Genomic DNA, 13,020 nt, shown 5'->3' with positions numbered 1-13,020 from the left:
AGATACTAGCGGCCACTGGCGGCGCATACGCCGTGCGCCGCGGATCTGGATCTCGCACCCGCATGCCTGACAGCTTTCTCTTCTACGACCTGGAAACCTTCGGCCAGGACCCGCGCCGCACCCGCATCGCGCAGTTCGCCGCCGTGCGCACCGACGCGCAACTGCGCGTGATCGACGAGCCGATCAGTTTCTTCGTGCAACCGGCCGACGACCTGCTGCCCTCGCCGTACGCCACCATGGTCACCGGCATCACCCCGCAGCACGCGCTGCGCGAAGGCGTGACCGAAGCCGAAGCATTTGCGCGCATCGCCGAGCAGATGAGCCGCCCGCAGACCTGCACGCTGGGCTACAACTCGATCCGCTTCGACGACGAGTTCGTGCGCTGCGGGCTGTTCCGTAACTTCTACGATCCTTACGAGCGTGAGTGGCGCGGCGGCAATTCGCGCTGGGATCTGCTCGATGTGCTGCGGCTGGTGCACGCATTGCGCCCGGACGGCATCACCTGGCCGCAGCGCGAAGACGGTGCCACCTCGTTCAAGCTCGAACATCTGGCCGATGCCAACGCAGTGCGCGAAGGCGATGCGCACGAAGCCTTGTCCGACGTGTACGCCACCATCGGCATGGCGCGCAAATTTCAACAGCATCAACCCAAGCTGTGGGAGTACGCGTTGCGCCTGCGCGACAAACGCTTTGCCGCCACCTTGCTCGATGTGATTGCGATGGAACCGGTGCTGCACATTTCGCAGCGCTACCCTGCCTCGCGCATGTGCGCCGCGGCCGTACTGCCGCTGACGCGGCATCCGCGCATCGACAGCCGCGTGATCGTGTTCGATCTGGACGGCGACCCGGAGGTGCTGTTGCGGCTGAGCCCGGACGAGATCGCCGACCGGCTGTATATCCGCGCCGCCGATCTACCCGAAGGTGAGCAGCGCATCCCGCTCAAGGAAGTACATCTAAATAAATCGCCGGCGCTGGTGGCCTGGCAGCATCTGCGCGCGCCGGATTTCCAGCGCCTGGGCGTGGACCCCGATGCGGTGCTGGCCAAGGCCGCACGGCTGCGCGAACTGGGCCCGCAGCTGGCGGAGAAGGTGCGCCAGGTCTACGGCAACGAACGTGCCGCGGCCGCCGCGGTCAACGATGCCGATGCCTCGCTCTATGACGGTTTTCTGGCCGAAGGCGACAAGCGCCTGCTTGCACAGGTGCGCGCCAGCGCGCCGGACGAACTGGGCGCGCTGGAAACGCGGTTTCGCGACCCACGCCTGATCGAGCTGCTGTTTCGCTATCGCGCACGCAACTGGCCGCAGACGCTGTCGTTCGACGAGCAGGAACGCTGGAACCAGTACCGCCGCAAGCGCCTGCTCGAAGACCATGGGTTGGGCGAAGTCACCCTGGACCAGTACAACGCGCAGATTGCGGATTTACGGCTCGCTCACCCCGACGATGCTACCAAGCAAGACCTGCTCGACCAGCTCGCCGCCTGGGGTTCGGACCTCCAACGCACGCTATGACCACCTATTTTTCAGACGCCAGCTTCAAGTTCCTGCGCGCCCTGGCCCGCCACAACGACAAGACCTGGTTCGCCGATCATCGCCACCAGTACGAGGCGCATGTGCGTCAGCCGTTTCTGCAGCTGATCACCGATCTGCAGCCGGCGCTTGCCGAGGTCAGCGAACACTATCGTGCCGACCCTAAGACCCAGGGCGGCTCGCTGTTTCGGATCTATCGCGATGCGCGCTTTTCCAACGACAAATCGCCCTACAAGAACTGGCAGGGTGCGCGCCTGTTCCATGAGCGCCGCCGGCAGATGCCGGCACCGTCGTTCTACATTCATCTGCAGCCGGGCGAGAGCTTTGTCGGTGCAGGCCTGTGGCACCCGGAGCCGGACACGCAACGCAAGCTGCGGCAGTTCATCTTCGAAAATCCGGGCAGCTGGAAGACGGCCGCATACGATCCCAAATTGCGGCGCAAGTTCGCCCTGGACGACAGCGAAAAACTGGTGCGCGCACCACGCGGGTTTCCCAACGATTTCGAGTTCATCGACGATCTCAAGCACCGCAACTGGGCGTACCTGCGTCATCTGGACGACGCCATCATGACCGGGCCGCGCCTACGCCAGACCATCGAGGCAGACCTGGTGACGCTGGCGCCGTTTGTGGATTATCTATGCGCCGCCCTGGACCTGGAATTTTGAGGCGAGCTGCGGCGCAGGTATATCGCGCCACGGCGTTGCCGCACCATCGGCGGCCTGGTGCTACCGTCTGGATGCAGTCGAGCACCCTCCCCTCACCGCGCATGGCGACGGAGTTCGAACGATGAAAAAGCGCTGGTGGATCGTGCCGCTGCTGGCCGTGGTGCTGCTGGTGAGTTATGTGGTGGCGGGGCCGTATCTGGCCATCCGCGGCATCAGTCAGGCCGTTGCCGATCGCGATGCCGCGCAGCTGGAAAGCTACGTGGATTTCCCCAGCCTGCGCGTCAACCTCAAGGCGCAACTGGACGATTATCTGATCCGTCAGGCCGGCAGCAGCATGCAATCGAGCCTGCTCGGCGGCTTTGCGTTGCAACTGGCCAGCGGCATCAGCGGCGCCGGCGTGGATACCTTGGTCACCCCGCTGGGCATCGGTGCCCTGCTGCAAGGCCACAGCGTATGGAACCGCGTCATCGGCGACACCGTCAGCGCCGATACCTATGCGGCACCGGCACCGGCGCGCCCGCTGCAAAGCGCGACGCAGCGCTTCGAATCCACCCGCCGCTTCACCGCCACCACGCAGACCGCCAACGGTATACCGGTGACCTTCGTGCTGACCCGCCAGGGCCTGCGCTGGCGACTGACCGATATCCAGCTGCCGTTGCCGACCGCACCGAGCGAGCAAACGCCGTAATCGCGTAGCGTGAAGGTCCAGATGCGGCGATGCACACCTGCGCATCCCTGACGCGGCCAATCAAACGCCTGCGTCGCCGCAGGCGGACGCGGCCGGTGGACGACATTGGTATACCGCACGCGTGCAATCCGGTTCTGACCGCGCCGTCCACACCCCGCTGACGGCTGCTCGCGACGTTGCGTTAGCCGCTGTTGGCCGGACCTGCAGGACGCAATGCCTCAGGAAAACCGCCAGGCCCGTTCCTGCCACGCCGTCTGTAAACGTAGCATCGACGGCCGCAATTGCCGGCGTGCCGACCATGCCAACCCGGCCAGCGCGGCGTCCGGCGTCCCCGGTGTGCGTCGGTTGTTCCAGGCGAACACCACCTGGTTGCGCAGATCCGGTTCGGGCAGCAGCAGCACCAACCCATCGAACAGCTCTCGCAGCTGCGCCAGATGCTCGGCCATCGGCACCTGAAAGAGATTCAGCGCCAGCACCCCGCCCTCGCGCAAGGCCGCGCGACAATCGGCGTAGAACTGAGGCGTGCACAAAGCCGGCGGAATGCCATGGGCGTCGTAGGCATCCAGCAACAACAGGTCGTAGCGTCCGGCGCGGTTGCCGATCCAGTCGGCGCCATCCCCCAGCGTGATCTCCAGCCGCGCGTCGTCGCGCGGAATTGCGAATGCATCGCGCAACGCCAGCACCTGCGGGTCGGCTTCCACCGCTTCCAGACGCGTGCTGCGCAGGTAGCGATGGCAGAACTTCACCTGCGCACCACCGCCCACGCCGATCAGCCCAATGCACTCCGGGCGCGGTTGCAGCCACAGCGCAGCCAGCATGCTGCGCGTATACGGCAGCATCAGCCGATGCGGTGCCCAGCGCGACATGCGGGTCTGCACCGTGTCGTCGGTGAAGGTCAGCTCCAGCGTGCGCCAGGTCCGCAGTAACCCAGCACGCGCTGGCGACTGCGGCGACTCGCTCATCGGCTCGGCGGATCGTTGGCCACGCCGTGCGGCACGTGGCCGGCCGCCACATGCTGATGCTGGCGTGCGCTGTCGATGTTGTGCTGCGAGTCGTCGAAGAAGATATCTGCGCCAAACGCTTCCAGAAACGGCCCCTTGTGCCGGCCGCCGAGAAACAGCGCTTCGTCCAGGCGCACGCCCCACTCGCGCAAGGTCCGGATCACCCGCTCATGCGCAGGCGCCGAACGCGCGGTGACCAGCGCCGTGCGGATCGGCGACGCTTCGCCCGGCGGAAACGCCGCCTGCAGCGCATGCAACGCCGACAGGAAATTGCGGAACGGCCCAACCGACAGCGGTTCGCGTGCGCGCTCGCGCTCATGCCGCCCGAACGCTTCCACACCTTGCTCGCGCGAGATGCGTTCGCTCTCGTCGCCGAAGATCACCGCGTCCCCGTCGAAGGCGATGCGCAGCTGCGTGGGCAGGCGGCTCTCATCGTTGTCCACGATCGCTGCAGCCGCTTCGGCACGCTCGCCCGGCGCGCGCGGCATGATGGTGGCCGCGGCAATGCCGTGAGTGAGCGCACGCCGTACCGATTCCGGATTGGCCGACAGAAACAAATCGGTACCAAACGGTTTCACGTACGGCCAGGTCGGCTGACCAGACGTGAAAGTCGCGCGCACGATGCCCAGGTTGTAGTGCTGGATCGAATTGAAGATGCGCAACCCGGTATCGGCAGAATTGCGCGACAGCAGAATCACCTCCACGCGCGGGGTTTCTTCGGGCACATCGTGGTTGAGCGCCAACAGCTTGCGCACCACCGGAAACGCGACGCCCGGCTGCAGGATGTCGTCTTCGTGCTCGCGCTGGAACGCCGAATACACCTCCACCCCGTTCGCTTCGAACAGCGCATGGCCTTCTTCAAGATCGAACAGCGCGCGGGAGGTCACCGCGATGGTCAATAACCTGGGGGAGTTGTCAGCCATTTGGGTGCCGGGAATGGGGAATGGAGAATGGGGAATCGGTAGAAGCAGGAACGGGCGAGCGGAATTGCATCGGGCATCCGTGCAGCATCGTAGCGTGTGCGGACACGTTTAAAGCGCTCTTGCGGCGCCCTTGCCGTTGCCAATCCCGAATGCCCCTCACACCGCAAACTGTTCGCTGAAGATGCGTTCTTCCAGATTGTGTTCCGGATCGAACAGCAACGTGACGCGGCGCTCGGTGGATTCGCGGATGGTGACTTCCACCACGTCACGAATTTCGTGCGAGTCAGCGGTGACGCTGACCGGGCGCTTGTACGGGTCGAGCACGCGGAAGCGCACTTCGGTATCGGCCTTGAGGATGGCACCACGCCAGCGGCGCGGACGATACGGCGCAATCGGCGTCAGTGCCAGCGTATGCGAGCCCAGCGGCAGAATCGGCCCGTGCGCCGAATAGTTGTAAGCGGTGCTACCTGCCGGCGTTGCGACCATCACGCCATCGCCGATCAGTTCGGCGATGCGGGTCTGGCCATTGAGATCCACGCTCAGATGCGCGGCCTGGCGGGTCTGCCGCAACAGCGAGACTTCGTTGTATGCCAACGAGCCGGCACTGGTGCCCGATTCGGTCTGCACCAGCATTTCCAGCGGCCGCAGATGCGCAGGTTCGGCACGTTGCAGACGCACCAGCAGGTCGTCTTCATCGTCGCGGTACTGGTTCATCAAAAACCCGACCGAGCCCAGCTTCATCCCGAACACCGGCTTGTCGGCGGCACCGTGGCGATGCAGGGTCTGCAGCATGAAGCCATCCCCACCCAGGGCGCAGACGATCTCGGCGGTCTCCAGCGGATGATCGCCGTAACGCTGCACCAGACGCGCCCGCGCGTTCACGGCGGGCTCGGTGTGACTGGCCACAAAGGCAATGCGGGGTGATGCGGTCATCGTTGACTCCAAAGCATGCGAATCAGCATACCGCAGCGCTGTGGTGGGCTTGTTGGCGGCGCGCCCGGCCCTCGCACGCGCGGCCGCCGCTGCGCTCTGGCCACCGCGACGCACGCAGCGGGCGCCACGCGGCACACCGCCACATCGGCCGGCCTCGGCTCAGGCCGTCAACCGCCAGGCGCGATGGATGCGCGCATGGCGTTCGAAATCCGGGTCGATGGTGCGCGGGCTGATTTCCTCGCATTGCGCGAACTCGGCCACCGCTTCTTCATCCAGCTTGAAACGGCGGAAGTTGTTGGAGAAATACAGCACGCCACCCGGCGCCAGGCGCGCCACCGCCGCGCGCAGCAAGCGCACATGCTCGCGCTGGATATCGAAATCCTCGGCGCGCGCGGAGTTGGAGAAGGTCGGCGGGTCGCAGAAGATCACGTCGAAGTGCGCGCGCTCGGCCTCCAGCCAGGCCAGCGCATCGGCCTGCACCAGCTTGTGCTTGCTGCCGGCCTGGCCGTTCAAGGCCAGGTTGTCGGCGCACCACTGCAGATAGGTGCCGGACAGATCCACGCTGGTCGTGGCGCTGGCGCCGGCCACCGCCGCCTGCACACTGGCCACGCCGGTGTAGCAGAACAGGTTGAGGAAGCGCCGCCCCTTGGACTGCTGTGCCATGGTGCCGCGCAACGGGCGGTGATCCAGGAACAGGCCGGTGTCCAGATAATCGAACAGGTTCACCCGCAACAGCGCGCCGTGCTCGCGCACGTTGACGATTTCGTTGCGCTGCTCGAAGCGGCCGTACTTGCTGCCACCCTTGCCACGCTCGCGCGACTTCAGTGCAACGCGCTCGGCCGGCACCTCGAACACCTCGCGCGCAGCCGCCAACAGCTCGCCCAGACGCCGGCGCACATCCGCCTCGGGAATGGTCGCCGGCGCGGCGTATTCCTGCACATGCAGGAAGCTGCGTCGGTCGCCATCGGCTTGCTGATACACGTCGATGGCAGCGGAATATTCCGGCAGGTCGGCATCGTAGACGCGGAAGCACTCGATGCCTTCGCGGGCGCGCCACTTCTTGAATTTCTGCAGGTTCTTGCGCAGGCGGTTGGCCACCATCTGCGCGCCTTCGCTGAGCGCCGTGGGCGCTGCCAACGGGGTACGCCGCGGCACCGCGATCGGGTCGCAGACGATCAACGCGCACTCGATCGCGCCATTGAACAACTGGTATTTCTTGCCCGCGCGCAGGCCGGTGGCGTAGGCCAGCTCGGCATTGCCGCACAGCAGGCTCGCGCGCCACTGCGGCACCACGCGCTGCAAGGTATCGCCAAGCTTGCGATACAAGGCCGCATCGGCAGCCAGGCGCTCGTCGTACGGCGGATTGCAGACCACCACGCCGGTGGCCTGCGGCGGGGTCTGCAGGTCGCCGACCTCGCGCACGCCGAACCAGATCGCCTCGGCCACACCGGCCACCTGCGCGTTCTCCTTGGCGGCGCGGATCGCATGCGGGTCCATGTCGCTGCCGTGGATCACCTGTTTCAGCGCGGCACGGCCTGCGCTGTCGCGTTCGCGTGCTTCGTCGACCAGCTGCTGCCAGAGCGCACGGTCGAACCCGCGCCAACGGCTGGGCACATCGCTGCCGTAGCGCTGCAGGCCGGGCGCGACGTCGGCGGCCATCAAGGCGCCTTCGATCAACAGCGTGCCGCTGCCGCACATCGGGTCCAGCAAGCCGCCGCCGTCGGCATATGCGCGCGGCCAGCCGGCGCGCAGCAGGACGGCGGCAGCCAGGTTTTCCTTCAGCGGCGCTTCGTTCTGCGCCATGCGCCAACCGCGCCGGTGCAACGGGCCGCCGCCCAGGTCGATCGAGATGGTGGCACGGCCCTTGCGCAGCGACAGGTTCAACCGCAGGTCGGGGCTTTCCACATCCACCGACGGGCGTTCCAGCCCCTGCCGGCGCATGGTGTCGACCACCGCATCCTTGATCCGCTGTGCGGCATAGCGCGCGTGCGTGATCGCGGTGCCGGAGACGTGCGCGTCCACCGACAAGGTGTGGCCCACCGACAGGTGCTCGTCCCACGGCAGCTCGGACACACCGGCATACAGCGCGTCCTCGTCCGGGCAGTCGAACTCGGTGAGCGGCCACAGCACCCGGCTGGCCAGGCGCGACCACATGACGGCGCGCAGCGCGTCGCGCGGTTCACCCTCGACATTGACGCCGGAGATGGTAGCGGTGGCCTTGCTGGCACCGAGCGCAAGCAGCTCGTCGGCAAGCAGGTATTCCAGGCCTTTGGCACAGGATGCGAAGAATTTCACGTAGGCAGGTATCGATAAGACGCTGGCGCGGCGGCGAGCGTGGGAGCAGGACAGCGGGCCGGCGCCCGGGTGGGCAGTGCCGTGGACGCCGTGGATTGGCCGCAAATGGTCGGCCATCGCGGCCGGCATTACCACCCCCGCCGGCTGCAGGGCCCGCCGCACGGTTCACCAGGGCGCCAGCCGCCACTGCGCCTGCCCGGTATCCAGCCGCTGCTGCAGGCCCAAGCGGTCCAGGAAGGCGGCATCGTGCGAGGCCACCAGCAGCGCGCCGGTGTAGCTGCGCAGCAGCGTCTCGACCGCCTCGACGGAGGCCAGATCCAGATGATTGGTGGGTTCGTCCAGCAACAGCAGCTGCGCCGGCTGGGCCCGATACAGCGCGCAGGCCAGCGCTGCCTTGAGCCGCTGGCCGCCGCTGAGCTGGCCGGTGGGCAGGTCGGCACGCTGCCGGTCCAGCCCCAGCAACGCCAGGCGCAGCCGCTGGGCGTGCTCGGCGGCGGCGGGGTCGGCATCGCGCAGCTGCGCAGCGGCCGAGCGCGCCGGGTCGAGCATGCCCAGATCCTGATCCAGATAGGCCACCGGCACATGCACCTCGCACTTGCCCGCTTGTGCCGCCAGGCGCCCGCCCAACAGCTGCAGCAGCGAGGATTTACCGCTGCCGTTCGGGCCGACCAGCCCGATGCGGGGCTGGCCGTGCAGCAGCAGATCTACACGTCGCCCACCCAGCCGCCCATCCGCCAGCTCCACCTGCTGCAGGGTCGCCAGGCGTTGCGACGCGCCTGCCGCCGTCGCTGGTGCCAGCAACGCAATGGCCGGTGGGGCCTCCACCTGGGCTGCGGCCTGCGTCACCGCCTCCGACAAGCGCGTTTGTTCGGCCTGACGGTGCTGCTGCAGCCGGCCGGCGCTGACCTCGCTGCGCTGCCGCTGCCCGCCGAGCAGGATCGGCGCCTGATTGGCCTGCGCCGCCGCACGCGCGCCACGCGCCTGGCGTTGCTGCTGGCGCATGTGCTGCTCGCGCAGTGCCTGTTCGCCGTGCGCACGCGCCTGTTTGCGCTGCGCAAGCAGCTCGCCGGCCGCCTGCTGCTCGCGTGCGTGCTGCTGCGCGTAGTGGGTGTAGTTGCCGCCATAACTGCGCACCCCGTGCGCGGATAACGCCAGGATGCGCTGCATGCCATCCAGCAGCAGCCGGTCATGGCTGATGATCAGCAATCCACCCTTCCAAGCCTGCAACTGCGCCAGCAGCCGCTGTCGCTGCGGGCCGTCCAGATGGTTGCTGGGCTCATCCAGGATCAGCAGGTCCGGTTGCGTCAGCCAGGCGCCAGCGAGTGCCACCCGCATGGCTTCGCCGCCACTCAGATGCGCGGCAGGAGCAGACGGATCGCGGCCCCCCAGTCCTTGCTGCTCGAGCGCTGCAGCGAACTCGGCGTGGGCATTCCAGCGCTCGCCCACCCGCTCGAAATCGGCGGGCGCCACGCTCCCGGCGGCAATCCGTTCCAGCGCGTCCAGCAACGGCGCCACACCTGCCAGATCGGCGATGCGCTGCCCCGCCATCGCGCTCACGCGCTGCGGCAGGTAATGCACGCTGCCATGGCGTACGCAGCGGCCGCTGCTGGGGGCCAGCTGGCCGGCCAGCAGACGGCCGAGCACACTCTTGCCCACGCCATTACGACCGACCAGGCCGGTGCGGCGCTGATCGATGTGCAGGGTGAGATCGGAAAACAGCGTGCTGCCATCGGGCAGCACGAACGCGACGCTTTCCAGCGTCAACGACGGACAGGTCATCAGTACCTCCATTGCATGCCAGGACACGTCGCGTTCCAGACGGAACGGCAACGGGTATGGCCGTCATCACGACGGCGGCATCAATGGCGCATTGGACCAATCCTCGAACAGTGGGTGCAGCACAAGTGTAGGCCGGTCTGCGGCTGCACCGAAACCCCTGAACATCACTGCGCCGAACAATCCGCTCAACGACAACGAGATATCCGCAGGAAAACGCACGCCTGCACGCTTGTAGTGCGCCCTGCCCCTTGGAGCGGCTAACAAGACATAGCGTGCAGTCGTCAGGTGGGTGCAGACGGCGCGCTCAGAACCGCAGTGCACGCGTGGCACATGCCGCACCGAGCACCGGCCGTGTCCGCCTGGCGGTGAGTGCAGTCGTCTTGTTAGCTGCTCTTCGCCGACGCGCGCGCCTGGCGTTATCGGTATCCGCAATCGCGCGCCAACGCAGCGGACACTCGCCGGCAACGCACCAACACTCCATGCCGCGAGAGAGTCGCTGCGTCGTCGTTACCCTCAGGCATGCATCGGCTTTTGCGCGATCACAGTGGGAAAAATGCTGGCGCGATCGTCGATGAAACGCACGCTTGCAAAGCCGGCACTCTCCAGCTGTGCGCGCGTTTGCGCATGGGTGCGGAACGATGCCCAGCGCGCCTGGACGATATCGATGAAGACCTGGCTCTGCAGCACCAGAGATGCCTGGTCGATCAGCGCCAGTTTCCACGTGGATTCCGCGCACAGGCTGGGCGGAGGCGTCAGGAAACTCGCCACCAACGTACCGCCCGGCCGCAGCCTGTTGAAGAACGCGCGATAGAGCGCGACCACCCGCGCATCGTCCGGCTCATAGAGATTGAGGCCATTGCTGGTCACCACGTCCGCACTGTCTGCATCGCCCTGCGCCCAGGCATCTTCCAGCCGCAGCGACAGCTGCTGCTCCAGCCAGTAGCGACGTGCCAGCTGCAGCGCACCGTCCAGCGCTTGCGGGTCCAGATCGATCCCGATCAAGCGCACATCCGGGCACTGCCGGTAATCCAGGCTCAACACATCGCCCATCCATCCGCACGGCACCGACGCGATCGTCATGCCGGGCCGCAACAAGGCCTGCAATTGCGCACGGAAGATGCCGAACCGCTCGCGGGTTGCGAGCACGGCCGGCGTCTTCTCGAAAATTTCGTACTCCAGTGCCGGCGTGGTGTCCTGCGGCAGGGTTCCTGCCTCATAGGTGACCAATCGATGCGTCCACTCCGCATTGAGCCCACGATTGCGCAGCAGGAACCGCCCCAGCTCCATTGCCCACAGCGCATCGACTAGCTGCAGCAAACGCTCCACTTCGGCAGCAGAACGGCTGGCGTCCTGCCGCAGTCGCGACCGGATCGATGCCAGCAAGGTCACATCATCCTGCAAGGTATCGCCCGCATGCGAAATCAGGCCGGCACGCGGTTCACTGGGCGGCATCGGTCGCACGTCACATTGCATCTTTTTTCACCTTGGCAAGCGTCAATCGCTGTTGCCGACCATGGTGACGAACGCGGTAATGCGCTGCGGCCGAAAGCGCGATGCAGGGTGCCGGTGAACGAACGGGCGCCACCTGTGCGCAGGATCACGACTGCATCCGTTCACGCATGTGCAGCGCTGCGCGCGACTCAGCCCAGACCGAATGCCGGGTGATAGGCCACATCGGCCAGTGGCAACAGCCGGTCGCCGAACGCCAGCGCCTGCAATTCCGACACCGGTGCATCGGGCACGCTCAGCCCCGGCTCGACGGCGAACCCAAACCGTCGGAAAAAACCGGGTTCGCCAAAGGCAATACACCCCGCCGCGCCGCGCTCGCGCAAGGTGGCCAGGGCTGCGTGCACCAGACGGCTACCCAGGCCCTGGCGTTGGTGGCCCGGGCCCACCGCCAACGGTCCCAGCGCAAACCAGCCGGACGACCCGTCGGACAAGCTCACCGGCGACACTGCCAGATGGCCGACCACGTAACCGTCGTGGTCGGCGACCAATGACAGTGCCAGCGCATCGTCATGACGCAGCGCGGCGATCACATGCTGTTCGTCATGACGGCTGTGCTCGGCGCGCATGAACGCCACCATGGTCAATATCTCGATGGCGGCGGCGTCGCCATCGCTGGCCTCGCGAATCAGCACCGCCGTCGCCGGCTCGGCCGGTGTGGGCGATAGGTCATCAGCCTCGTGCATCACAGGCGCTGCAACAGTTCGGCGAACGCGTTCGCTGCCGTGTCCACATGCGCGGCGAGATCGTGCTCATCGTCGACCAGCAACAGCCGCGCCCGACGCGCCTGCGCCCAGGCGATCACATCGGCGGCAGGGATCAGCGCATCGCGCCAGGCATGCACCACCGAGATCGGCACCGGCGCAGCATCCAGCGCCGGCAGCGGACCCATCGTGGTTGGCGGCACCATCAAAAACAGCCCGCGTGTCGGAACCTGCAGCGACACTTGCGCCGCGATATAGGCGCCCAGACTGGAACCCACCAGCACCAGCGGCCCCTTGCCTGCGGCGTCGCGTGCGATCTGCAGCAATCGCTGCAGGCGTCCGCGCACGTCACCGAGCGGGCTGACATCGCGCTGCGCATCAAGATCGGTGAAATCCGGGCGTTCATGGGTCCACCCCAGGCGGTCGGCAACCTCGGCCAATGCGCTGACCTTGCGCGCCGCAGGGCCGCTTTCGAACCCGTGCGCCAGAATGCAATGGCCGCGACTCATAGCGCCTGCACCGTATCGCCAATACGCAGCACGCCGCCGCGCAGGACACGCGCGCACAGCCCACCGTGTCCACGCATCGCGTTGTAGCCGCCCGCGCCAAGCGCGTCTTCCATGCGCGAACACGGGTCGCACGGGTCGGTGCCTTCCAGCTCGACATCGCCAATGCGGAAGCGCCGCCCTTTCAACGCGATCAGCGGAATGCCGGCGATCACCAGATTGCGGCGCAGCGTGGCAGGCGCGATCGTCGCATGCCCTGCCAGCGCCGCGATCACCGGCAGATGTTCGGCCTGGATCAAGGTGATCCCACGCTTGCCGCTGCCGCCTTTGTAGCGATCGCCCACCAGCCCGATGCCGGTGGTGGCCTGCGCGGCGTCCACCTCCAGCATCTCCACATCACGCGCCGGACGCACGCCGATCCAGGTCACCTGACCGGTCTGCGGCAGCGTCGCCATCAATTTGCCCAAAGGGCTGTCGGGATTCAAAGCCATCGG

The 13,020-nt window shown here is 66.7% G+C and carries 12 protein-coding genes and 2 other RNA genes; 4 read left to right on the top strand and 10 right to left on the bottom strand.

What is annotated here, in order from left to right; genetic code table 11:
- The first annotated feature begins 62 nt into the window (after positions 1-62).
- The 4 genes from sbcB to RQH86_RS01510 all read left to right on the top strand — a co-directional run bounded on the left by sbcB (position 63) and on the right by RQH86_RS01510 (position 3,066).
- Positions 63-1,508 (top strand): exodeoxyribonuclease I, encoded by a 1,446-nt coding sequence (gene sbcB, locus RQH86_RS01525; protein WP_055844692.1) that lies wholly within the window; start codon positions 63-65, stop codon positions 1,506-1,508.
- On the top strand, positions 1,505-2,191 hold the full coding sequence (locus tag RQH86_RS01520) for a DUF2461 domain-containing protein (protein WP_055844695.1): 687 nt from the start codon (positions 1,505-1,507) through the stop codon (positions 2,189-2,191). Before sbcB ends, RQH86_RS01520 begins: the two co-directional genes overlap by 4 nt.
- Before the next feature lie 121 nt (positions 2,192-2,312).
- A complete protein-coding gene (locus tag RQH86_RS01515; protein WP_311238749.1) occupies positions 2,313-2,879 on the top strand; it encodes a DUF2939 domain-containing protein in 567 nt (188 codons plus the stop codon).
- Positions 2,880-2,989: 110 nt separating this feature from the next.
- Positions 2,990-3,066, top strand: a non-coding RNA gene (locus tag RQH86_RS01510) — sX9 sRNA.
- A 31-nt stretch (positions 3,067-3,097) separates the two neighbouring features.
- Here the strand turns inward: RQH86_RS01510 and RQH86_RS01505 are convergent.
- The 10 genes from RQH86_RS01505 to RQH86_RS01460 form a co-directional block, all read right to left on the bottom strand.
- Positions 3,098-3,841 carry a transferase gene (locus RQH86_RS01505; protein ID WP_311238748.1) on the bottom strand — a complete coding sequence of 248 codons (744 nt, stop codon included), beginning with the start codon at positions 3,839-3,841 and terminating at the stop codon, positions 3,098-3,100.
- The gene (locus RQH86_RS01500; protein WP_311238747.1) at positions 3,838-4,803 is read right to left on the bottom strand and encodes a 5'-nucleotidase; all 966 of its coding nucleotides are present in this window, start codon (positions 4,801-4,803) and stop codon (positions 3,838-3,840) included. The genes RQH86_RS01505 and RQH86_RS01500 overlap by 4 nt, the downstream gene beginning before the upstream one ends.
- A 156-nt stretch (positions 4,804-4,959) precedes the next feature.
- Entirely contained in the window at positions 4,960-5,736 is a 777-nt protein-coding gene (locus RQH86_RS01495) for an NAD kinase (protein WP_115527524.1), read from the bottom strand.
- A gap of 159 nt (positions 5,737-5,895) precedes the next feature.
- Positions 5,896-8,031, bottom strand: a complete 2,136-nt coding sequence (gene rlmKL / locus RQH86_RS01490) for a bifunctional 23S rRNA (guanine(2069)-N(7))-methyltransferase RlmK/23S rRNA (guanine(2445)-N(2))-methyltransferase RlmL (protein WP_104613844.1) — start codon at positions 8,029-8,031, stop codon at positions 5,896-5,898.
- A gap of 165 nt (positions 8,032-8,196) precedes the next feature.
- A complete protein-coding gene (locus tag RQH86_RS01485) occupies positions 8,197-9,810 on the bottom strand; it encodes an ABC-F family ATP-binding cassette domain-containing protein (RefSeq protein ID WP_311238776.1) in 1,614 nt (537 codons plus the stop codon).
- A 255-nt stretch (positions 9,811-10,065) separates the two neighbouring features.
- Positions 10,066-10,142, bottom strand: a non-coding RNA gene (locus tag RQH86_RS01480) — sX9 sRNA.
- A gap of 181 nt (positions 10,143-10,323) precedes the next feature.
- Entirely contained in the window at positions 10,324-11,283 is a 960-nt protein-coding gene (locus tag RQH86_RS01475) for a class I SAM-dependent methyltransferase (RefSeq protein ID WP_311238746.1), read from the bottom strand.
- A gap of 167 nt (positions 11,284-11,450) precedes the next feature.
- The gene (locus RQH86_RS01470; protein WP_311238745.1) at positions 11,451-12,002 is read right to left on the bottom strand and encodes an N-acetyltransferase; all 552 of its coding nucleotides are present in this window, start codon (positions 12,000-12,002) and stop codon (positions 11,451-11,453) included.
- Entirely contained in the window at positions 12,002-12,529 is a 528-nt protein-coding gene (locus RQH86_RS01465) for an alpha/beta fold hydrolase (RefSeq protein WP_055844717.1), read from the bottom strand. Before RQH86_RS01465 ends, RQH86_RS01470 begins: the two co-directional genes overlap by 1 nt.
- A complete protein-coding gene (locus tag RQH86_RS01460) occupies positions 12,526-13,017 on the bottom strand; it encodes an MOSC domain-containing protein (protein WP_055844720.1) in 492 nt (163 codons plus the stop codon). Before RQH86_RS01460 ends, RQH86_RS01465 begins: the two co-directional genes overlap by 4 nt.
- Positions 13,018-13,020 lie beyond the last annotated feature (3 nt).

The organism is Xanthomonas sp. WCS2018Noco2-27 (assembly GCF_031843525.1).
Lineage (GTDB): Bacteria > Pseudomonadota > Gammaproteobacteria > Xanthomonadales > Xanthomonadaceae > Xanthomonas.
The sequence above is the reverse complement of the archived record's forward strand: the minus strand, read 5'-3'. Positions and strand labels throughout refer to the sequence as shown.

Bases quoted from the DNA above. Each gene is read 5' to 3' on its own strand.
- RQH86_RS01515 (WP_311238749.1), top strand. From the start codon at position 2,313: ATGAAAAAGCGCTGGTGGATCGTGCCGCTGCTGGCCGTGGTGCTGCTG.
- RQH86_RS01470 (WP_311238745.1), bottom strand. From the start codon at position 12,002: ATGCACGAGGCTGATGACCTATCGCCCACACCGGCCGAGCCGGCGACG.
- RQH86_RS01485 (WP_311238776.1), bottom strand. From the start codon at position 9,810: ATGACCTGTCCGTCGTTGACGCTGGAAAGCGTCGCGTTCGTGCTGCCC.
- RQH86_RS01460 (WP_055844720.1), bottom strand. From the start codon at position 13,017: ATGGCTTTGAATCCCGACAGCCCTTTGGGCAAATTGATGGCGACGCTG.
- RQH86_RS01495 (WP_115527524.1), bottom strand. From the start codon at position 5,736: ATGACCGCATCACCCCGCATTGCCTTTGTGGCCAGTCACACCGAGCCC.
- sbcB (WP_055844692.1), top strand. From the start codon at position 63: ATGCCTGACAGCTTTCTCTTCTACGACCTGGAAACCTTCGGCCAGGAC.
- RQH86_RS01500 (WP_311238747.1), bottom strand. From the start codon at position 4,803: ATGGCTGACAACTCCCCCAGGTTATTGACCATCGCGGTGACCTCCCGC.
- RQH86_RS01475 (WP_311238746.1), bottom strand. From the start codon at position 11,283: ATGCAATGTGACGTGCGACCGATGCCGCCCAGTGAACCGCGTGCCGGC.
- RQH86_RS01465 (WP_055844717.1), bottom strand. From the start codon at position 12,529: ATGAGTCGCGGCCATTGCATTCTGGCGCACGGGTTCGAAAGCGGCCCT.
- RQH86_RS01520 (WP_055844695.1), top strand. From the start codon at position 1,505: ATGACCACCTATTTTTCAGACGCCAGCTTCAAGTTCCTGCGCGCCCTG.
- RQH86_RS01505 (WP_311238748.1), bottom strand. From the start codon at position 3,841: ATGAGCGAGTCGCCGCAGTCGCCAGCGCGTGCTGGGTTACTGCGGACC.